Here is a 21,288-nt window from a genome sequence, read left to right as displayed (position 1 = left end):
GGGATGCGGGGCGCTTAAATCGGTAGTTCGTTTCGTAGCACCTTGCCCGCGGGATTGCGGGGGATACCTGAGACGATGCGGACATCCCTGGGCTGTTCAAAGCGAGAGACCTTGTCCTTCAGGTACTCCCGCACTGCTGCCTCGTCGACGCCGCTGCCGGGCCGGGGGACGACGAAAGCGGCCAGCCGGTACCCGAAGCGCTCGTCACGCACCCCGACGACCGCGCTCTCCGTGATACCGGGATGTTGCGCAAGGGCGTTTTCGACCACGCTGGGATACACGTTCTCCCCGCCGGAGACGATCATGTCGTCTTCGCGGCCGACGAGGAACAACCGTCCGGATTCATCGAAATAGCCCATGTCACCGGTGCTGGTCATATCGTTGACGACGGATGTGGCTCCACCGCCGATGTAGCCTTCGAAGGTCAGGTCGCCGCCGACGAAGACCCGTCCGATGACACCCGGGCCGACGGGCGCGTCGTTTCGGCTGAGGATGCGCACCGGACAGCCGACGATCGGTCTCCCGACGGTTTCCGGCGCCTCGCGCAGATCGGTGGGTGTCGCGAACGCGCCGATACCGACCTCCGTGGAACCGTAGGCGTTATAGAGAACGTCGCCGTAGGCGGCCATGAACCGTCGAACCACGCTGGGATCGAGCCGGTCCCCACTGGATAGCACCACCCGCAGCGCGGGCACCGGGTTGCGTGCCCGCACGCCAGCGGGGAGATCCAGGATGCGGGCCAGCATCACCGGAACCGCGGTGAACGCGTCGGCGCGATGCAGCGACGCCTGCGCGAGCGCGGCCTCAGCATCAAAGCGCCGGCGGGTAAGGATCGTGCCGCCCAACCCCACCGTGAGCAGCACCATGCCCAGGCCCAGCCCATGAAACATGGGTGTCGCCACCGAGATCCGAGAGCCGGTGCGTAGCTTCGCGCGGTCCAGGATTGTCGCCCAGACGCCCACGACGGTCGACCCGAGTCGGGGGGTGCGCGCCACGCCCTTGGGCTTGCCGGTGGTGCCGGAGGTGAGGAGAACGATGCGCCCCGGCGCCATCACCTCGGGGCGGGGATCGCCGTGACGGGCCACGACCCTGGCCGGATCGACCGCCAGGACGTGCTCTCCCATCGCCCGCACCCGGCCGGTGAATTCCCGGTCGCAGACCACCGTGGCGATCCGGTGCGTGCTCAGCGCGGCGGTCAGCGCATCGGTGCGAAATTCGGTGTTGAGGAGCACGGCGTCGGCACCCAGCTGCGCCACGGCGAACACCGCCTCGACGAAACCCCGGCCATTGCGGCACAGGATTCCCACCGGCTGGCCCCGGGTGACGCCGTGGCGGTAGAGCGCACGGGCAAGTGACTCGGTCCGTTGCAGCAACTCCCGGTAGCCGATGACGCCGTCGTCGTCGATCACCGCGGCCCGGTCGGGCCAGCGGGCCGCCGCGATCGCCAGCAGGGTGAAGACGTTGATGCCGCTTCGGTGCGCCTCTCGCGCCAACCGCACCAGCGCCCTCGGCCCAGGGGGTTTCAGCAGCCCGGAGCGCAGCAGCGCCCGTCCCGTCGTGCCGGCCACTCTCAGGGCCATCATCACCGGGCCTACCGCCCGTTGCGGGGTTCGATGAGATAGCGATACCACAGCTGCGCCGCCCGGTCCGCGGGACCGGCCAGCAGCACCGAGGCGACTTCGGCGGGCCGCATCCACCAGGGTTCGATCGTGCGGGGCCGGTCAATGATCGCTTTGGCCACCACGTCGGCCGCCTGCTCGGGGTGCAGGCCCGGCAGTTTGCGCAGAATCGGTGTGGGCTCGATCATCCGGGTGCGCACCAGCGCGAAATATACCGTGGTCACGTCCACGCCGTCGGCGTGCAATTCGGGAGCGACGCTGCGTAACCAACGGTCGAAGGCCGTCTTCGACGCCTGATAGGCGCCCCATTGGGGCCCCGGCGGGACGCGGACACCAACGGTCGAGACGTTGACGACATGCCCGCCGCCGCGGGCGCGCATAGCCGGCAGCAGCCCCAACAGTAGCCGGATCGGCCCCAGATAGTTGATCTCGATGGTGCGCTGAAAATCTTGCGGGCGGTGATACTGCCGGTGCAGCGAGCGCCGCAGCGACTTGCCGGCATTGCTCACCACGATGTCCGGTGGGCCGTGCTCTGTGATTCGCTGGGTGAGGGCGGCGACGGCGGCCTCGTCGGTGAGGTCGGCAGGATAGGCGACCGCTTGCCCACCACCGGCGGTGATCGATGCCACCAGATCGTCAAGCCGGTCCGCTGAACGCGCGGTGACCAGGACCGCCGCTCCCGCGGCGGCCAGCTTGCGCGCGGTCGCCTCCCCGACGCCGTAAGACGCCCCGGTCACCAGGGCCGTCTTACCGGAGACCGCGGCGCGCAACTTGTCCGGATCGGAGATCCGCGCCGGATTGACGAGTTTGTCGATTGCCTTCGCCGCCATGCCCATCGAGCTACCTCACAGGTGCGTTCCCCAACCCGGCCTCAAGCCGAGCGTCCCGCTGCCGGCCCCCGAGTGCCGGTCATGAGCGTGTCAGCCGTCATTATCGGCGCATCGCCCGCCGCGGGGCGCTGCCGCCGCTCTCGCCGGCGGCGCCAAATTGCGGGGGCGGCTCGGGGTGCGACAAGATCGGCATGGTGGCTGATATCGATTTCTCGTTGTTGGACGTGCCGCGATCGGCGCCGGTTCAGGATCCCGAGGCCTATCTGCGTGCCGCGATCGCCTGGCACTTCGGCGAGGACACCGGATCCCCCTTTTGGCTCCGCGCGGCCAAGATGCTGGACTTCAACCCGCTGACCGATATCAGGGCTTTCACGGACTTGCGGCTATTTCCCAACATGGTGAACGACCTGCGTACGGTGCCGGTCGAGGATCTGATTCCGCGCGGTTACGGATCACCGCCGCCGCTGCCCCGGGTATTTGAGTCTGGTGGCACCACCGGTGCTCCTAAACGGACTGCGCAACTGCCGGACTGGGTCGAGCAAGTTGCTCAATGGCAAACCGAGGACTTCATCGCGGGTGGTTTCCTGCCAGGACGGGGCTTCCTGTGCCTGATGCCCAGCGGTCCGCACGGTGTCGGCTATTTCTCCCGGCTGGTCGCCGAGCGGCTCAACTCGGTGTTCTATTCGGTTGACCTGGATCCACGGTGGGTCAAGAAGGCCGCGGCCCAAAACGCCGCCGCGGTGATCACCGACTATGTCGGCCACGTCATCGAGCAAGCCGTGGCCATTCTGCAGACTCAGGACGTGGCGAATCTGCAGACCACGCCGCCGCTGCTGACGGCCATCGCCGGCAACGACTCCGTCGTCGAGCTGGTCAACCGGAAAATCCGCTACGTCCTGCTCAGCGGCGCGCATGTGGACATCGACACGCTGGATTTGCTTCGCGCAATCTTTCCCAGCACGACGCTCACAATGGTGTTCGGCAGCACCATGATTCTTTCGCAGGCGACCACCCGGATGGGCGCCGAGCGCGAGCCGTTCGTGTTCGACCCGCGCACACCGTATGTCATCTTCTGGGTGGTGGATCCCGATACCGGCGAAGAGGTGTCCTACGGCCAGCGCGGCCAGGTGGTGATGAACCACGTCAGCAAGGGAATGTTCCTGCCCAACAACGTCGAACGTGACAGCGCGATCCGGGTGCGGGGGCCGGCGGGGCAAGTCGGTGACTCCCTCAGCGAGGTGCGACCGGTCGCCACATTTGAAGGCACCACCGTCATCGAGGGCGTCTACTAACCGCGGTCCGATGGTCGGCCCAGTGGGGCGCCGCCCCGGTGGCGTACTATGCCAGGTGGGGACACCGAGATCTTCTCCGAGGGATCGAAGGGACTAGTCAAAGGGACCATCCGCATGGGCGATGTGAGCGCCACGGTGCCCCCTGCGTTGCAGCGGGCACTGGAATTGCTCGCCGATCCGCCGGAGCACCCGGACGTCAGCAAGGGCTATCTCGATCTGCTGGGCGCCGGGCCGTCCGCTGAGGGCACCACGGTGCCCAAAAACACCGGGCCGTTGCAGGCAATATTCGCCTCTCGGCTCGGCTCGGCGCTGTACGACCACGGCCAAGCCGCCCTGCGCCGGTTGCTTACGGCGTGGCTGAACCCCATCCAGTGGCTGCGCATCCCGAACGGCGGGATCGTTTTGGACGTCGGCTGCGGCCCGGGCAGCGTCACCGCACCGCTGGCGGCAGCTGTGGGCCCCGGCGGGCTGGTGCTCGGTGTCGACATCTCCGAGTCGATGCTGGCACGCGCGGTTCGAGCCGATTTCGGACCGCAGGTCGCCTTTTTGCGGGCGGACGCGCAACGGCTTCCGCTGCGCGGCGAGACGGTCGACGCCGTAGTGTGCATCGCCGTGCTGCAACTGGTGCCAGCGCCCGCGGTGGCGCTGGCGGAGATCGCCCGGGTATTGCGACCGGGAGGACGGCTGGCCCTGATGGTTCCTACCGCGGGGCGTGCTGCCTGGATTGGCCGGCTGCTGCCGAACACCTGGGCCCATGTGTTCGGTGAGGACGAGCTCGGCGACCTGCTGGAAGGCCAGGGCTTCGTCAGCGTGCGGGTCAAGAGTTTCGGCGCCTTGCAGTCGGTGCGGGCCAAACGAGGGTGACACCGCGGCGACACGGCGAATCACCCCGGCTGCGAGTCATCGAGATGCCCTTTCCCGCCGGCTACCTCGTTGACAGGTCGCCTCGCCGAATTTGTGGAATTTTGTGCCACCCTCGCGGCATGGCGGTCATTGGCCGCCCGCCAGCGGGGTCCGCACGTCTCGCAGCGGTGCCGGCAGGGGGTGTCAGTCCCGGATGAATCCCTTGCTTCGCATGAGGAATTCGGCAAGATAGCCGTCGTGGGGCAGCTGCGGCGCCGTGTAGTAGGTGGGGTGAGGGCCGCGGTAGAGGTTGCTCACCGTCGGTTCGGCCAGCAGCTCGTCCACCAGCGGCTCATCGGAAGTGATCGCGGTGATCACCAACGAATGCCGAAGCGGCGCAAGGCTGTCACCGCGTGACCACGGGCTCACCCACACGCAGGGAAACGGCAACTCGACGTTGAGCTTGTCGGGATCGGGCGTATTGAGCAGATGCACCGCGGGGCGCAGCGCCGCGGTGCCGTCCCCGAGGTCGGCGACGACGTGATCAGCGCCCAGCAGCGGGACGCAGCCCGCCGCTTTAGCGGCAAGGTAGTCGGCCAGCGCCCGTGCCCGCGTGATGGGCTGAGTTGGCAGAACGGCGTTTTCGTCGCTGGCCGGTAGCGCAGGGATGCGGGCCAGTCGCTCGGCGATAGCCCGCGCCAAAGGGGCCGCGTCACCCTCGTACAGCACGGCCGTGGTGTTCTGGCACGCCATTCCGCCCAGGTTGCCGATGGAGTCCACGATGAGGTCAAGGTAGTCGCGCCAGTCGTGTTCCGCGGTGATCAGGATTTTCGACCGGCCCGGGCCATTGACGAAAACGGTCGGATCGGCGGCGTACTTGTCGACCACGTCCTGGCCGCCGAAGACCATGCCCACATCCGCAGCGCGGATGATTTCATCGGCGCCGGTGTAATCGGTGGGCAGATACAGCACATCCGCGGGCCGGAACCCGGCTTCCCGCAGGGCCGTGACGAGGCGATGCGCGGTAAACGGCTCCCGCCGGGATGGGCGGATCGCGACCCGGTATCCCAGCGCCATCGCCTGCGGCCACTCGCCGTGCACGCCGGGATGGTTTCCCGAGGCATGCACGGCGAAAACCTCGCCCCGGCGCACCCACACACCGCTGCCACCGCGGGTGAGCTCGTCGCGCCGGTCGAACACCGATCCGGCCGGCCGGGCCCGTCGCACCGCATCCAACGCCTGACCCAGGGCGGCCGCAACGCCCCGCGCGCCGGCCCGGGTCACCGTGATCGGCAACCCCGACACCCGGCTGGCCAACACGACGTAGGACGCGAAATCCAGTCCGGCGATCCGGTCCTGGACAAAGATTTCGGCTGCCTTCGCCAGTGCGGGTTGCCGTTCGGCCAGCGGCAGCGGGGCGATATTGCGTTGCGCCGCGATGCTGCGGGTGACAAACAACGGCGGCGCGATGCTCAGCTCAGCAACGGCTACCCCCGCGGTGTCTGTGATGGTCTCTCGGTTACGGGTGCGGTAGTTGCCGTTCGGGCCCAGGGCGTCGAGCATCACAGCATCGCCCGCGGAGCGGGATGGGCCGCTGAAACTCGTGCTCATCGAACGGCTCTCCTGGCAGCTTGGCGCTCGACGGTGGCTAGCGGATGATCCCGGCGGGCGAGTCACCGATCTGGGCCCAGGCACTCGGAAGCCCAGTACTCGCGCAGGCTGGCGATCCGATCCCCGTCGAGTTCCATGATGGCGACCTCGCGCATGAGCTTGCGGTGGCCCTCGACAACGTCGTCGAAGCGCGCTTCCCACTCGGCGATGGCGGTAGTGCCGTCGAGGTAGAGGTTGAGGAGCTCGGCCTGAATATCGGCCTGTTGTGCGACGACTTTGGTCTGCCAGTACGCGCGGATTCCGGCGTGGCCGCGGATCGGCTCAGCCAAGACACGCTCGTGATAGATGGCGGTGGGTGTGAAGATGGCGGTGATCAGATCCGGGTCCTGGGTGGTCCAGGCCCGCAGGTAAACGTCGATGAGGGTGCGCACCTGGTCTTTGGAGACACTCATGCTCATGGGTGTGACGGTATAGGGTCACCACGTCGACACGCGACGTCGTCGAGCCGCCGCGGCGGACCGGCTAGCGCGACGCACCCCGAGCATTCTTGGTTGCTGAGCCAGATCCACCACGTCGGGTTTCAGGTCGTTTTGGTTCCGTTGAGTTCGCTCCACAGCGCTTGGTAGCACAGGGCCGCGGGGCTGTGGGGGGCGAACGCTGTCACGGGGGCCCGCCGCTCGGCCATCTGCTCGATGATCGACAGCGCGGGAATCGCCGTGGTCAGTACCCTCGGTCGCTCCGCCAGCTGCTGCATCACCTCCTGGTGCAGCCGTTTACGGCGGTCCACCATCGAAAAGAACGCATACACCTGCGGGCGGCCCCGGTCGAGGTCGCCGACGAAACTCACCAATTGATCGAGCGTGCGCACCGACAGCGTCGCCGGGATAACCGGCACCAGCAGGGTGTCGGCCGCATACAGCACGTTCTCGGAGAGCAGCGAAATGCCCGGCGGGCAGTCCAAAAAGACCACGTCGTATTCGTCGGCCAGCGGCTGCAGCAGCTGGTGAATCCGGCGGGTGGGCCGTTTGGCGTCATCGAGCTGTAGGTCCAGGTTGCGGTAGCTGAAATCCGCGGGAACCACATCAAGCCGGTCGAAATCGGTGGCCTTGATGGCGTCATCGATCGATCGGGTTCCCCGCACCAGCGCTTTGGCGCCGCCTTTGACCTTGGGCCGCACCCGAAACAGATACGTCGCCGCCGCCTGCGGATCCAGATCCCACAGCAACGTGTGACGGCCGTTGCGCGCGGCCAAATGAGCAAGGTTGACCGCGGCCGATGTCTTACCCACCCCGCCTTTGATGTTGTACGTCGCGTAGATCTTCACGAGCGCACCAGCGTCTTCACCCGGGCCTTTTCGGCTAAGAACGGCCGCAGCTTACCCACCAGCTCTGCCCGCGCCTGCAGCTGGTGCGCCTCGAGCTGAGCCGCGAGCTCGCCCATCGCCAGGACGGTTTCGGGTGGGGCGGCGCCTTCTTGCATCATCGCCGCGGCGAACTCGCGAACCGCGCGGCGCTGCACCTCGCCGTCCTGGAATTCACCGAGCGTGTCCTGCAGCGCCTTGAGTTCCTTGACCAGATGGCGGTAATCGGTTTCCGCGCACAGCGGCCGGAACACTTCCAGCAGGTAGCGCAATTCCTTGCACCGCTTGCGCAGCGCATGCACCTCTTCGCTGGGCGACTCGGCGGTGATCCGCTTGCCGCGGTTGGCGACACGCCGAAACGCCTGCCTGAGGCGCTGCCGCGCCAATGCGGCGATTGGCTGCCCCGCACCGGTGCCGGCGGCCACCTCCGCGAGCGCCGACCGCCAGGTCTGCATCAACGTTTCAAAGCGGCGCGACCGCAGGCCGCGCACCAGGCGACGACGCTCAGCAGCCCGCCGCCGCACCAAAAACGACCGGAAGGGATCGAGATCGGCTGGATCGGGCGACGTCAATCCGGATGCCAGGTCGCCCAGCTTGAGCAAGAACACGTCGAAATCCCGTAGCCTCGTCGTCAGATCGCCCAGCCACTTGAATTCCGGCCCGAACCGTGCGGCCATATCACCGGGTAGCACATCACCGGTGAGCTTGAGAATCGAACGGGTGCGCCGCACCCCCACCCGTAGATCATGCAGGAATTCGGTGTCGACGTCGGCGATCGCGCCCTCGACGTTGGCGTCGATAGCCTCCGCGAAATGCCGCAGCACGCTCGCGATGGCGACCGGTGCCGGGGTGTCCGGGCGCAACGGCACGGTCGGGTTCTTGTCATAGTCGCCGGGCTGGCGGCTCGCGTGGGCCAGTGCGTCGTCGTATGGCGTTGTCGCCACCGGGGTGAGTCCGTCAAAGTCAGCAAGCCGGCGGGCGATCTGATCGGCATCCCCGTCGTACCCGCGCAGGGGCTGCACCAGCAGCCGGGTCACGCCGTCGTCGCCGCTTTCGATCACAAGCCGGGCGACGGTCTTCCCGTCGGCGTTACGCACGGGGCTCTCCCGCACAGTGCGACGCACCGTGACGACCGGCGCCAACGCTCGCGGCTGCACCACCGGTGCCAGCGCGTCGCGCAGCGGCCCAGCAGGCAGATCACGCACCTGCATCGGCCAATTGCCCGCCGGCAGCGGGCACTGCCGCTGGGTCCCGTCGGGCAGGTGCAGGGTCAGCGGTCCATCGTCGGTGTATTCGAGCGAAATCCCCGCGCCGTGCAGCCGCCAATCGAAGGTGTCCAGCCACGTCTGCGCAACCACCCGCACCGGCCCGGGTGTCACGGCGAATCTCGGCTGCAACGCCGCCGCGAGAGCGTCCAGCGCAACCCTGTCGCGCGTGCTGAAGGTGCGCGATGACCTGGCCAAGGGAGGCCTCCTGTGTGAGCTTCGGGCCGCTCCGGGGACACGCTGTGGGAAATAATAGGCACTTTTTGTTAACTCTGAATTTACCTAATTGTCCTGCCAGATGGGTGCCGGCAGCCAACCCCCGCCGGTGCCGCGGAACACGCGCAGTAGCCAGCCCATGACGCCGCGGTCACCCTCGCCCGGCCCTGGCGGCGGCGCTTTCGACGTCGATGAGCTGCTCACCACGTCGTTCGTCGTCGTAGGCTTTGCGCCCACCCCGTAGCCCGAATAGCCGTTTCGATACCACCAGATAGACAACGGCGGCCACATTGATACCAAATGTCACAGCCCGGGTAACGGTGATGCCTTTCGCCAGGTCGTGCACTTCCAACGGCAGGAAAATGGCGGTGGCCGTCACCGCAAAGTATTCGCCCCAGCGTGCCAACAACCACAGCCCGACACCTTCGACGACCTCCAGCATGGCGTAGGCGGTCAACATAAAGGTCAGCAGGCCCAGGGTCGAGGGTTTGGCGGCTACGGCCTTTTCCAGCTCGTGGACCGCGGCCATCTGATCAACCTTGAATCCGCTGGCGCGCAACAGCGGGAGAGTGTGGTCGAGAGCAGCTTGGATGGATCCCTGCGCGCCGCGAAACGTCCACACCGCCCACGCCGCAAGCCCCAGCAGCACCGCCCGGATGCAACGCTCCACCCCCAGCGCGCGCACGATGATGGCTTGACGTAAAGCTTTGCCTCGCAAAACCATCGGCGCGTTTTCCGGACGCCCGCGCCCGCGTGGATCACCCAGAGTGAACTCACCGCAGCGCAAGCACCGCCACACCTCGCCCAACCCGGTGACACCGCTGAGCCGGGCGGCGAGCAGCGGATCATCCGGCGCGTAGGTGACATGACCCCGGCGGGCACAGGAACGCAGCTCCCACCGGTTGACTACGCGATGCCCACGCACGAATCGCACTCCTTCGCTGCCGCGACGAGCCGATCATTGATGCCGGGCGCCGATTAGGCAAGTGACGACGCCCGCCACAGATCGTGGCGCTCAGCGCGCCATGTTGGCGAAGCGCGACAGGTGCAACTGGTGGGCGACCGTGACGGTCTTGGTCGGGCCGTTGCGGTGCTTTGCGAGAATCAAATCCGCTTCCCCGCCCCGTGGGTCGTCGCGCTCGAACGCGTCCGGGCGGTGCAGCAAGATGACCAGATCCGAGTCTTGCTCCAAGCTATTATGCGCGCAAATCCCGTTAGCAATGAAATTGTGTGTGCCACTAACGGTTCCGTCGTAGACATCGACCTCACCTAGGCTCGTTATCGCGACGATCCGGTCCCAGAGCACGTCGTTTGTGGTCAAGGAATAACTGTCACGATCTTGCGGCAAGGCAGCGGTTCGCTGCCCTCGTCCCGGAGCGGCCGCATGCCGTTGCGCCGCGTTGGGCACCGCGTCCACGTTGCCGCTCCGCGCAGCGCTATCGCGTTTGATAGGCACTTGCTGCGCCGCAACGGCCGCCGTCCCGGTAGCACCGATGCGGCGAAGAAACGTCGCGCGGCTCTCTGCATCGTCGATGTGTAGACCCCACAAGTCGCGGCGGCCGGCCGTACCCACCTGCTTGATCCGCGCCAGCACGCCCATTCGCAGCAACAACGCTGCCACGTCGTTCACCAAACGCCGACTCGTCGAGGTATAGAAGATGTTTGCCGCACCACTCTCACGGTCCCATGCCGCAGAGCCGGCCACCGCCCAGAGATGGCGCAGGAACAATGCCACCTGATCATCCGGAGCGCTGAAAACCTGCGGTGGAATGGACTTCTCGTGGCGTGGCGGCCCGTAAAGACGCGACCCTGCCAGCCGGGCAGCGTCGGCGTTACGCCCATGACGCGCCACCGGATATTGCGAGGCGAACCGCCGATGCGGTACCCGTGCTCCCGCTGAGACAAAGCCCGCGGGCACGCCAAAACGTGTCACTGAGCTCGTCATGGCCATCAGGCCGGCTTGGTGGGCGCTTGCGTCGCCGTCCGGCCGGTTCGCTACGCATGATCCGCCACCGATCATGTGGGCCAGCGAGACCACCTCGGAATCCGCCAACCGCTGGGCGCCGACCGGTTCCGGCACTCGACACGGCACGGCGATGCGGTCGCCGATCTCGAGTTGCTCCAAAGCCGTCCACCCCCGCCGCGCCATAAACGGGTGGTTGCCCGTGGCCTCGACTTCACGCCCCGAGGCCAGCCGCAGCCGGAACACCTCTTTGCGGCCACTGGGGAACACATTCGTCATCGGCCGTGCGACCATCCGTAGCCGCGCGTCCAGCGTCCACACCAGTGGACGCTCACCGGTGCGCAGTAGCTCACCCAGTGTCACCTCGGCACCAGTGTCGGCTCGTAGGATCCGTGTCGCAGCGGTAAGACAGCCCGATTCCCGTAGATCGGCCAGCATTGGCTTTTTGTCGGTGCGCTGCTCGGGACCACGGTTGAGCTGACTGATCGCCACCACCGGGACATCAAGCTCTTTAGCCAAAAGCTTCAAGTTCCTCGAGAATTCGGACACCTCTACCTGGCGTGACTCGAACTTCTTCCCGGAGGTCATCAGCTGCAGGTAGTCCACCACGATCAGCTTCAGACCCGCCTTCTGCCGCAGCCGCCGTGCCTTGGCGCGGATCTCCATCATGGTCAGGTTAGGCGAGTCGTCGATATATAGTGGCGCCTCGCTGATTTCACTCATTCGCCGCGCCAGCCGGGTCCAGTCGTCATCGCTCATTCGCCCCGAACGCATATCGGAGAGCTTGATTTTGGCTTCTGCTGACAGCAGCCGCATCACGATCTCAGACTTGCTCATCTCCAGTGAGAAAATCACGCTGGCCATGCGGTGCCTGATCGAACAGGACCGCAGAAAATCCAGCCCCAAAGTGGAGTTGTGCGTCGGCACCATCCCGCGCCCGGCCAGGTACAGGTGCGCGCCGTTGTCCACCTGCACGCATCGCACCGGCACACTGCGAACCCGCCGCACCGCGTCCAGTTGCAGCACCGGGGCCATCAGGGTCGCGGCCGACCGCAGCCCGTCGTACCGCCCGATCGACCCTGCGGCGGCGATACTGTCCAACCCGCAACGCAGCTCCGCCGTGCGGCGGATGCCATAACCCGTTGGCCACCGGTGATTGGCGTCGGCGACGATGACACTGCCGTCCGAGAACTCGATCTCATAGCAGGGCCGGCCCAGCATAATGTCGGTCGCGGCCACCACCCGCGTGGGGCGGCCGTCGGCGCCGAGCAACTCGTCTCCGACCGCGACGTCACCCATCGTGGTCCAACCGTCCGGTGTCGGCAGCGGGGTGTCCAGCGCGAGCGCCTTGCCCACGCCGGGCCGTGCCGCGACGATGATCATCTGACCCGGATGCAGGCCATTGGTCACCTCATCAAGCTCGTGAAAACCGGTCGGCACGCCGCGTGCCAGACCACCGCCGGAGGCGATCGCGTCGATCTCGTCCATTGTCGGCTGCAGCAGATCCTCGAGCGGGACAAAGTCTTCGGAAAGCCGCCGATCGGTGACGTCGTAGATCTCGGCCTGCGCGCGGTCAACCAGCTCCGCCACATCGGAGCCTTCCGCCCCCGCGTAGCCGTACTGCACCACCCGGGTGCCCGCTTCCACCAGCCGGCGCAGGATCGCCTTTTCGGCAACGATGCCCGCGTAGTAGCCCGCATTGGCGGCCGTCGGCACCGTCGAGATCAGGGTGTGCAGATACGGCGCGCCGCCGATACGGCGTAGCAACCCGCGACGGTCCAATTCCGCGGCGACCGTCACCGCGTCAGCGGGTTCTCCGCGCCCGTAGAGGTCCAAAATGGCGTCATAGATGCTCTGATGGGCCGGCCGGTAGAAGTCGCCGGGCCGCAGTCGTTCCAGCACGTCGGCGATGGCGTCCTTGCTCAGCAGCATCCCGCCCAGCACCGACTGCTCGGCCGCGAGATCCTGCGGTGGCTGGCGACCGAACTCTTCCCTGGGTGAGGCGGCGTCCGGGCCGGAGTACCCCAGATCATCTACCACCGCCACCGATTGTCACCTCCTCCGCTACCGCGCTCGAACGGATATTCGATGTCTGAACCCTAGCTCAGGGCCCCGACACGGCCGATCCTCAGCGCACGCGACTGCCTCCTGCCGGGCGGTCGCGGGCCAACAACGCCGCGGCACCACCTCGCGACGCTCGAGGTTAAACGTTGCTGGAAAGGACTCAAAGCGCCACTGTTTAGAAAGTTGTGCATCGTGTGTGCATAGCTGTTCGCGACGGTGTTGAGACGGCTGTGGAAAACCTGTGGATGAACACCCGGCTTTTCAGCATTGCCCCAGATAAGAGCACCACACTTCGCCGCCATAGTTGTGGATGACAAGCTCTTCGGCGTGTCGGCGCAGGTTGCCGTTTCGGGCGTGTTGTGTGGCCGCCGCCCAGGCGCGGCGTTAACGGACTGTTAAGTTAGCTAGCTAACGGGTCTCTTACGGCTACCGCGGCGTGCCTCAGCTGCTTTGAGCGCGTAGCTGGCAGTGGTGCCTCAGCTATTTTGAGCGCGTAGCGCGGAAGGCTTGCCCGACATGGAGGGCAAGATCGACATGGCCGCAAGACGGCAGGTAACCAACAAACTGCGTGGTCAGTACCGCAGGGCGTGCAAGGCGGACAAGACCAAGATCCTGGATCGGGTGGTGGCCACCACCGGGATGGGCCGTTCGACGGCGCGGCGGATGCTGGCCGGCCCGCCACTGCCGCACCCGGCCAGCCAGGTCGATAGGCGCAGGTTGCGCCCGCGGGGCTTCAGCGACGACGCCAGGGCGCTGTGCGAGCACGTGTGGGCGTTGATGGGCATGCCGTGCGGCAAGTACCTGGTGGTGATGCTGCAGCTGTGGTTGCCGCTGCTGGCCGCCGCTGGTGATCTTGCCCGGCCGTTTGCCACCGAGGCGGCCCTGGCCGAGTTGCAGGCGATGAGCGCGGCCACGGTGGACCGGTATCTGAAACCGGCCCGCGACAGGATGGCAATCAAGGGTATCTCGACAACTAAACCGTCACCGCTGCTGCGTAATTCGATCGCCATCCGTACCTGCGCTGAGCAGGCGCCCAAGGCCCCGGGACTGATCGAGGCCGACACGGTGGCGCATTGCGGCCCGAGTTTGATCGGCGAGTTCGCCCGCGCTCTAACGATGACCGATCTGGTGTGCGGTTGGACCGAGAACCGCTCGATCCGCAACAACGCCTCCACGTGGATCCTGCAGGGCATCCAGGAGCTGGCTCAGCGGTTCCCGTTTCCCATGGCGATTTTCGACTCGGACTGCGGGGCTGAGTTCATCAATCATGAGGTCGCCGCGTGGTTGCAGGCCCGCGACATCGCCCAGACCCGGTCGCGGCCGTACCAGAAGAACGACCAGGCGCATGTGGAGTCGAAGAACAACCATGTGGTGCGCAAGCACGCGTTCTACCGCCGCTACGACACCGGCGAGGAGTTGGAGCTGCTCAACCGGCTCTGGGACCTGGTGTCGCTGCGGCTGAACTTCTTCACCCCGACGAAAAAGGCCATCGGCTACACCACCACCGCCAAGGGGCGCCGCAGGCGCGTCTACGACAAGCCGGCCACCCCCTGGCAGCGGCTACAGGCATCGGGAGTGCTTGACGCTCAACAGCTCTCGGATGCGGCCGCCCGAGTCGAGGGCATCAACCCCGCCGACTTGACCCGCCAGATCAACGCGATCCAGATGCAGCTGCTGGACCTGGCCAAGGCCAAGACCGAGGCCCTGGCCGCCGCCCGCCACGTCGATCTGCAAGCATTGGACCCGGCAATCAACCGGTTGACCAAGGCGAAGTAGTGCAAGCCCCCCACGCGCTCACTTTTACCTGAGGCACCTCGTACCGTTTCCCCGTACCCCCAAACATGGCGTGACGCCGGTGGCGGCTCATGCGCCTCATCCGCCGGGCGGGCTCGGCGTCGGCTCAGCTCTCTGCGACGACATTCAGCGTGACGTCCACGTCGACGTCGGGGTGCAGACGCACCGTCACCGAATGCATGCCCACCGCCTTGATGTGCGCTTTGGGCAGCCGAACGGTTCGCTTGTCCAGACTGGGTCCGCCCGCCGTCTTGATGGCCGCGACAACGTCACTGGCGGTCACCGAGCCAAACAGCTTTCCGCTATCCGGTGCCGCCTTTACCGGCAGCGGGACCGAGCCCAGCGCCTCGATCGCAACTTTAATTTCGTGGGCATGCTCGAGGTCGCGTACCTGCTTGCGTTCCCGGGCGCGACGGATCTCGTCGACCTGCTTCTGCGCGCCGCGGGACGCCACAATCGCTAATCCACGTGGGAGCAAGAAGTTGCGCCCATACCCGTCCTTGACCTCGACGGTCTCCCCGGCCGAACCCAGGTGGTCGACGTCAGCGGTCAGAATCAATTTCATCGCGTCATGCGCTCCCTTCTGCGCTCAGCGCGCCGACGAGGTGAAGGGCAGCAGCGCCATCTCCCGGGCGTTTTTGATCGCGATGGCGATGTCGCGCTGATGCTGCACACAGTTGCCGGTCACGCGACGGGCCCGAATCTTGCCGCGCTCACTAATATAGGTACGCAGCAGCGCGGTGTCCTTATAGTCGATCACTTGATCCTTCTTGGCGCAGAACACACACTTGCGTGTTTTGACCGGCTTCTCAGGAGCCGGGCGTCGCTTGGATTTCGCCATGCCTCTTTCTCTTTCATTCCTCGTGCTTGGGGATCGGACCGGATCAGAATGGCGGCTCGTCGTCACCGCCGGCGAACGACCCTGAGGCGGGGGCGCTTCCCCATGGGTCATCGGCGACTCCGTCGCCCCCCTGAGCCGGCGCGGCACGGGATCCGGTGCCGAAACCACCAGCCCCACTCCGGTTCGCCTTGTTGACCTTGGCGGTCGCATACCGCAGCGAAGGACCGACCTCATCGACCTCAACCTCGACGACGGTGCGCTTTTCGCCCTCGCGGGTTTCGAAGGACCGCTGCTTAAGACGGCCGGTGACGATCACCCGCGATCCCCGGGTGAGGCTTTCGGCCACATTCTCGGCGGCCTCCCGCCAGATATTGCAGCGCAAAAACAACGCCTCACCGTCTTTCCATTCTCCACTTTGGCGGTCATAGATCCGCGGTGTCGAGGCCACGGTGAAGTTCGCGACGGCCGCACCCGACGGGGTGAACCGCAACTCGGGGTCGGCGGTCAGATTTCCGACGACCGTAATGGTGGTATCACCGGCCACAACGTCCTCCTGGGATCAGCGGTCACCAATATAAGCTCGATACTCTCCGATAAGCCGGTAAGCGTCTCCCCGCAGAGCCTACGCAACCGCTCTGACGCTCGGCAGTCATCCATCGACAGGTTTGATCTGACCCCGCCCGCTCCACGGCCCGCATCGTCGCCACCCCAGCCCGATCGCCTGGCTCCTCCCGGCCCGCTCCACGGCCCGCATCGTCGCCACCCCAGCCCGATCGCCTGGCTCCTCCCGGCCCGCTCCACGGCCCGCATCGTCGCCACCCCAGCCCGATCGCCTGGCTCCTCCCGGCCCGCTCCACGGCCCGCATCGTCGCCACCCCAGCCCGATCGCCTGGCTCCTCCCGGCCCGCTCCACGGCCCGCATCGTCGCCACGCTAGTGGGTGTCGGTGCGGATCACTTTGGTGCGCAGCACCGACTCGTTTAGCCTGAGCTGGCGGTCGAGCTCGGACACCGTTGCCGGGGCGGCCTTAACATCGATGACGGCGTAGATCCCTTCGGCGTGCTTCGCTATCTCGTAGGCCAGCCGGCGTCGGCCCCAAACGTCGACCTTCTCGACAGTTCCCCCATCCCGGCGGACGACGTTGAGAAACGCCTCCAACGACGGGGCAATGGTGCGCTCGTCGAGAGTGGGGTCGAGGATGACCATGATTTCGTATGGACGCACGGAAACCTCATCACCTCCTCTGGTCTATGCGGCCACGGCACATCCGTGGCAGGAGGGTCGCCTGCGTCGGCAACCTATCCAGGGTAGCGGACACCGGCCTGGCCTGCGAAATCCTTCAAGTTCGCGTTGGCGGCGCCGGCGGTGCGCGTAGGGCGAAATCCCCAGAAATCCCGCCCTGAGCGCACGCTCGGCGCCAAGGACGCATGGTCGAGGTCGCTGCGGCAACCGCCGGTCGCTCGTCAAGCTGCCGCCTCAGGGAGCCCATTGCGCCTGCCGCGCTGGCCGTAGCCACTCCGGCAACCAGCGCGGCGCGGCATCGCGGGCCTGGTCAAACACCCCCCCGGCGGGATCGTCGACGCGCCCGCCCCAGCGGACCAGGTCCTCCTCGGGCCGGTAGATCTGGCGCACCACCAGCACGCACAGCGCTACCACCGCGACGTCGCGTACCAGGACGGTAGCGGTGAACCACTGCTCTGGCAGCCCGCGGTTGGAAACACCGTACAGGTAGTACATTCGGGGTACCCACACCGCCGCGTCGATCGTCATCCACGTCAGCAGGACGCGCCGATGCGGCAGGGCCAGCACAGCCAGGGGCACCAGCCACAGCGAAAACTGCGGGCTCCATACCTTGCCGGTCAAGAGGAAAGCCGCCACCACCAAGAACGCCAACTGCGCTACCCGGGGCCGCCGGGGAGCGGTGAGGGCCATATAGGCAATAGCCGCGCAGCACGATACGAACAGCCCGCCGCTGACGACGTTCAGTGCTACCGGAGGCTGCCAAAAGCCCAGTGCCGGATCGAAACCGTGCCATCCGGTGAACGACTTGACGACGTTATATAGCGAGTCCATGTCGTCGCCGCGTCGCGTGTTGAGCCGGAAGAACTCCGACCATCCTCGCGGAAAGAGCAGCATCACGGGCAGGTTCACCACCAGCCAGCTCGCTCCCGTGGCCGCCGTGGCGCGCGCCAGCTCACCGAGTCGCCCGGCGCGGATCCCCAGCACCGCCAGCGGGCCCAGCAACAACACCGGATAGAATTTGGCCGCAACCCCCAGCCCGATCAGCGCGCCTGCCAGCACCGGCCTTCGCCGCGCCCATGCCAGCAGCCCTGCGGCCGCCAAAGCCGTTGCGAGTGCGTCAAAGTTGGTGAAAATTTGAAAAACCACCACGGGGCTGGCGGCCACCAGCGCGGCATCCCATAACCGTCGTCCCGCCAGGGCGGCGCTGGCCCAGACGGTGGCCAGCCAGGCCAGTGCCAAGCCGAACGCCGCGACGTCGAAGAAGACGACCACCTCGGCGACCACCGGCAGCAGCTTTAGCTTGCTCAGCGCGGTGTAAGTCTTGGCCAACGCCATTGCCGCATACTGGTAGAGCCCGGTCAGCACCGGATACTCCATGTAGCGCACCGCCGGCCGGCCGTCGTAGCGTATCTGCGGTTTGCCGGACGGATCGGTCTCGACCCAACTCGACTTGTATGGAAACTTGCCCTGGCTCAACAACTCCGCACCGTAGAGCGGAACCGTGTCGGAGTAGCACAACTGATAGTAGGCGCGCTGATGATCCCAGTTGGCCACCCGCTGATCGCCCGTACCGGTGCCCGTGCTCTGCAGGCACGGGGCCTTTGTAGACCAGCCCAGCGCCAGAAACACCAGCCCGACCAGAAACATCGCCCGCAGCGGGGTCAAAAATCGCGCCCGCCCGATCACCGCATGCCTGCCCACCGGCCCGCCGATCATGGCCGACAACGCCGAACCCAAAGCGTCAGTGCGACTGGGGCAGTCGCGGTCCCCGGCGGTGCGCAGATCGGCGGCCAATGGCCCCGGTGAGATAACGGGACGCTTGGTGTCGGTATCGGTCACGGCGGAGGCGCCGGAGCTTGGGGGCCCCCCGGCGGCGCCGGAGCCTGGAGATCACCCGGCGGTCCGACGGGGATGGTGGTAGGCGGGCCGATCGGGATGATAATACCCGGTGCCACTTCGATAGTGGGCTGGATGACGGTCTGTGACGGCGGCGCCGGCATGGCGGGCGGAGCGGGCGGTGGTGCCGGTGCGCCGGCGTAGCCGCCGATCTCGGCCGGCTTCGGGAACGCCTCGTTGGGCGTGCCCTTCAACGCGCCGTCCATGGTCGCCTTCCAGATGTCGGCCGGCAGACCCGAGCCGTACACCGGCGAGCCCCACTTGTTGACCAGCGGCTTGTCGCCTTTGACGGTGCCCACCCACACCGCCGTCGACAGCGAGGGAGTGTAGCCAACCATCCAGGCATCCTTGTTAGCGCCGGTGTCGCCTAACTGGGTGGTGCCGGTTTTGGCTGCCGACGGCCGGCCTCCGGCAAGGTTATGGCCGCGTGAATAGCCGGCGATCGGTTGCATCGCCGAGGTGACGTTGTCGGCGACTGCCTTCGGGATGCGCTGTTCACCCTGGTTGTCTTGGGCGGCCGCGTCGAAGAGCACCTGGCCGTTGGAGTTGACGACCTTGTGCACGAAGTGCGGTCGATGGTAGACACCGGACGCGGCCAGCGTGGCGTATGCCGAGGCCATATCTATCGGCCGGGTTTGGTACTGGCCCAGCACGATGCCGTTGTTAGGCGGTCCCCCCTGACCGTCTTCGGAAAGCGTGTGCGAAACACCGGGAAAGCTGGTGGCAATGCCCGCTTGGTGGGCGGCGTCGGCGACGTCCTGCGGGCCGTGTCGCAGTTTCAGCATCAACCGGTAGTACGAGGTGTTCAGCGACCGTTTGAGCGCCTCGGCGATACTGCAGGTCCCGCAACTCTCGCCCTCGGCGTTGGTGATCTTGATGCCGTCCACCGTCAGCGGGGAGCTGTCCAGCTGGTAGCCCAGCCCGATGCCTTGCTCGAGTGCGGCGATGAGCGCGAACACCTTGAACGATGACCCGGTCTGCAAGCCCGCTTGCGCAAAGTCGAAACCATTGGCATCCGAACCGCCGTAATAGGCTTTCACACCACCGTTTCGCGGGTCGATGGAGACCACCGCGGCCCGCATGCCGGGGTCTTGGCCATCGAGATATTTGGCCACCGCTTGCTCGGCGGTCCGCTGCGCCGTCGGCTCGATCGTGGTGGTGATCTGCAGGCCTTGGGTGTTAAGCGTCCGTTCGTCGATATTGAACAAGTCGAGCAGCTCTTTGGTTACCTGCCGCGCGATCAGCCCGTTTGGTCCGGTGGTCTGGTTTTGCGCGCGGGCCTCGTCCGGCGGAACCGTCCGCGGAAACACCTGTGCCGCACGATCCGCCGGTGACAGCGCGCCAGTTGCCACCATGCCGTCGAGCACCCAGTTCCAGCGCGCGGTGGCGCCCGTGAAATCGACCGCCGGGTCGAGTATGGACGGTCGTTGGATCAGCGCCGCCAGCAGTGCGCCTTCGGAGACGGTGAGCTGTTCAACCGGCTTGTCAAAGTATGCTTTGGCGGCTGCCGCGATCCCGTAGGCTCCCCGGCCGAAATAAATAATGTTCAGATATGCCTGCAGCACATCATTTTTCGACCACTCCCGCGACATCTTGGTGGCGATGACGAGTTCCTTGGCCTTGCGGGTCAGCCCGGCCAGCCCGGCGCGCTGCGAACCCACCAGGGCGTTTTTGACGTACTGCTGGGTGATCGTCGACCCGCCCTGCAGATCACCACCGAAGATGTTGTTCTTCAGCGCGCGCGCGAATCCGGTGTACGAGAAACCGGGGTTCGAATAAAAGTTACGGTCTTCGGCGGCAATCACTGCCTGGCGTACGTGCACCGGTACCTGATCGAGGTTAACATCGACCCGATTGCCTTCCAGGGGCACGATTTTGGCGAGCTCTGAGCCGTCGCTGGCCAGAATCGTAGAGACCTGGTTGGTGCGGATATCGCCCGGCTTGGGAACATCGACGATCGCATACGCCATCACGAACGTGACGATCGGCAACACCAGCATCACCGCCACGGTCAGATAGATCGCGCGCGGCGCCCACCTCCAATGCGCGCCGCGCGCTCGCGCCCGCCTCGGTTGTGGTGGCCGATCCAGCGGCGGTCCGGGCGGAAGGTGGTGCGGCGGGCGGGCTACGCCGATCGGCCGGTCCCTCCCGGTCGGCGCAGGTTTGGGCTGCCGGGCACCCAGCGCGCCCGCCGCCGCCTCGGGATCGCGCGCGCCGGCTTTGAGGCGCGGGCCATTCAATGGGCCATTCAATGCGGCTTTGACCGCTTCGATCGGCTCCCGCGCCCCCGTAGAGCTGTCGTCGTCGGCCGGCGGGAGGACCGTCGTCAATCGGTCGTCCGGGGGGACCGGACGGTGCGGTTCCCGCACCCCAGGTCCCCGAGCGCCAGCGCGCCGTCCGGGTGCACTGCCGGCCGCCGACCCACTCGGGGCCTCAACGGCCGACCGGTCCTG

Annotated in this window: 17 protein-coding genes; 3 read left to right on the top strand and 14 right to left on the bottom strand. The window is 66.4% G+C overall.

The window, feature by feature from the left end; all coding sequences use genetic code 11:
• Positions 1 to 14: 14 nt before the first annotated feature.
• Together MSM1_RS07275 and MSM1_RS07270 are read right to left on the bottom strand one after the other, a co-directional pair.
• Positions 15 to 1,583 carry an AMP-binding protein gene (locus tag MSM1_RS07275; RefSeq protein WP_213440850.1) on the bottom strand — a complete coding sequence of 523 codons (1,569 nt, stop codon included), beginning with the start codon at positions 1,581 to 1,583 and terminating at the stop codon, positions 15 to 17.
• Between the two features lie 8 nt (positions 1,584 to 1,591).
• Entirely contained in the window at positions 1,592 to 2,455 is an 864-nt protein-coding gene (locus MSM1_RS07270; protein ID WP_213440849.1) for an SDR family NAD(P)-dependent oxidoreductase, read from the bottom strand.
• 188 nt (positions 2,456 to 2,643) lie between these two features.
• On the opposite strand from MSM1_RS07270, the gene MSM1_RS07265 reads away from it, so the two are divergent.
• Positions 2,644 to 3,741, top strand: a complete 1,098-nt coding sequence (locus MSM1_RS07265) for a phenazine antibiotic biosynthesis protein (protein ID WP_213441544.1) — start codon at positions 2,644 to 2,646, stop codon at positions 3,739 to 3,741.
• 114 nt (positions 3,742 to 3,855) lie between these two features.
• Positions 3,856 to 4,605, top strand: a complete 750-nt coding sequence (locus tag MSM1_RS07260; RefSeq protein WP_213441542.1) for a methyltransferase domain-containing protein — start codon at positions 3,856 to 3,858, stop codon at positions 4,603 to 4,605.
• A 183-nt stretch (positions 4,606 to 4,788) separates the two neighbouring features.
• Here MSM1_RS07260 and MSM1_RS07255 read toward each other — a convergent pair whose 3' ends face one another.
• The 6 genes from MSM1_RS07255 to dnaB all read right to left on the bottom strand — a co-directional run bounded on the left by MSM1_RS07255 (position 4,789) and on the right by dnaB (position 13,045).
• The gene (locus tag MSM1_RS07255) at positions 4,789 to 6,195 is read right to left on the bottom strand and encodes an aldehyde dehydrogenase family protein (protein ID WP_213440848.1); all 1,407 of its coding nucleotides are present in this window, start codon (positions 6,193 to 6,195) and stop codon (positions 4,789 to 4,791) included.
• Positions 6,196 to 6,257: 62 nt separating this feature from the next.
• Positions 6,258 to 6,653 (bottom strand): nuclear transport factor 2 family protein, encoded by a 396-nt coding sequence (locus MSM1_RS07250; protein WP_236054787.1) that lies wholly within the window; start codon positions 6,651 to 6,653, stop codon positions 6,258 to 6,260.
• Between the two features lie 122 nt (positions 6,654 to 6,775).
• Positions 6,776 to 7,519: a ParA family protein gene (locus MSM1_RS07245; RefSeq protein ID WP_213440847.1), complete on the bottom strand. Its 744-nt coding sequence runs from the start codon at positions 7,517 to 7,519 to the stop codon at positions 6,776 to 6,778.
• Complete coding sequence (locus tag MSM1_RS07240; RefSeq protein WP_213440846.1) at positions 7,516 to 9,018, bottom strand: CHAD domain-containing protein; 1,503 nt, start codon at positions 9,016 to 9,018, stop codon at positions 7,516 to 7,518. The genes MSM1_RS07245 and MSM1_RS07240 overlap by 4 nt, the downstream gene beginning before the upstream one ends.
• 169 nt (positions 9,019 to 9,187) lie before the next feature.
• A complete protein-coding gene (locus MSM1_RS07235; protein ID WP_213440845.1) occupies positions 9,188 to 9,961 on the bottom strand; it encodes a DUF2127 domain-containing protein in 774 nt (257 codons plus the stop codon).
• A 90-nt stretch (positions 9,962 to 10,051) separates the two neighbouring features.
• A complete protein-coding gene (dnaB, locus tag MSM1_RS07230; RefSeq protein ID WP_213440844.1) occupies positions 10,052 to 13,045 on the bottom strand; it encodes a replicative DNA helicase in 2,994 nt (997 codons plus the stop codon).
• Between the two features lie 534 nt (positions 13,046 to 13,579).
• On the opposite strand from dnaB, the gene MSM1_RS07225 reads away from it, so the two are divergent.
• Entirely contained in the window at positions 13,580 to 14,839 is a 1,260-nt protein-coding gene (locus MSM1_RS07225; protein ID WP_213441538.1) for a DDE-type integrase/transposase/recombinase, read from the top strand.
• A 124-nt stretch (positions 14,840 to 14,963) separates the two neighbouring features.
• Here the strand turns inward: MSM1_RS07225 and rplI are convergent, their stop codons facing one another.
• The 6 genes from rplI to MSM1_RS07195 form a co-directional block, all read right to left on the bottom strand.
• Positions 14,964 to 15,422, bottom strand: coding sequence for a 50S ribosomal protein L9 (gene rplI / locus MSM1_RS07220; RefSeq protein ID WP_213440843.1), 459 nt, complete (start codon positions 15,420 to 15,422; stop codon positions 14,964 to 14,966).
• A 24-nt stretch (positions 15,423 to 15,446) separates the two neighbouring features.
• A complete protein-coding gene (gene rpsR, locus MSM1_RS07215; RefSeq protein ID WP_213440842.1) occupies positions 15,447 to 15,698 on the bottom strand; it encodes a 30S ribosomal protein S18 in 252 nt (83 codons plus the stop codon).
• Between the two features lie 43 nt (positions 15,699 to 15,741).
• Positions 15,742 to 16,242: a single-stranded DNA-binding protein gene (locus MSM1_RS07210; RefSeq protein ID WP_213440841.1), complete on the bottom strand. Its 501-nt coding sequence runs from the start codon at positions 16,240 to 16,242 to the stop codon at positions 15,742 to 15,744.
• Between the two features lie 388 nt (positions 16,243 to 16,630).
• Positions 16,631 to 16,921 (bottom strand): 30S ribosomal protein S6, encoded by a 291-nt coding sequence (gene rpsF / locus MSM1_RS07205; protein ID WP_213440840.1) that lies wholly within the window; start codon positions 16,919 to 16,921, stop codon positions 16,631 to 16,633.
• 252 nt (positions 16,922 to 17,173) lie between these two features.
• Entirely contained in the window at positions 17,174 to 18,778 is a 1,605-nt protein-coding gene (locus tag MSM1_RS07200; protein WP_213440839.1) for a glycosyltransferase family 87 protein, read from the bottom strand.
• A complete protein-coding gene (locus MSM1_RS07195) occupies positions 18,775 to 21,204 on the bottom strand; it encodes a transglycosylase domain-containing protein (RefSeq protein WP_374101663.1) in 2,430 nt (809 codons plus the stop codon). Before MSM1_RS07195 ends, MSM1_RS07200 begins: the two co-directional genes overlap by 4 nt.
• Positions 21,205 to 21,288 lie beyond the last annotated feature (84 nt).

This window comes from Mycobacterium sp. SM1 (genome assembly GCF_018361265.1).
Classification (GTDB): Bacteria; Actinomycetota; Actinomycetes; order Mycobacteriales; family Mycobacteriaceae; genus Mycobacterium.
Note: the sequence above shows the minus strand (reverse complement) of the source record. Positions and strands in the feature narration are given on the sequence as shown.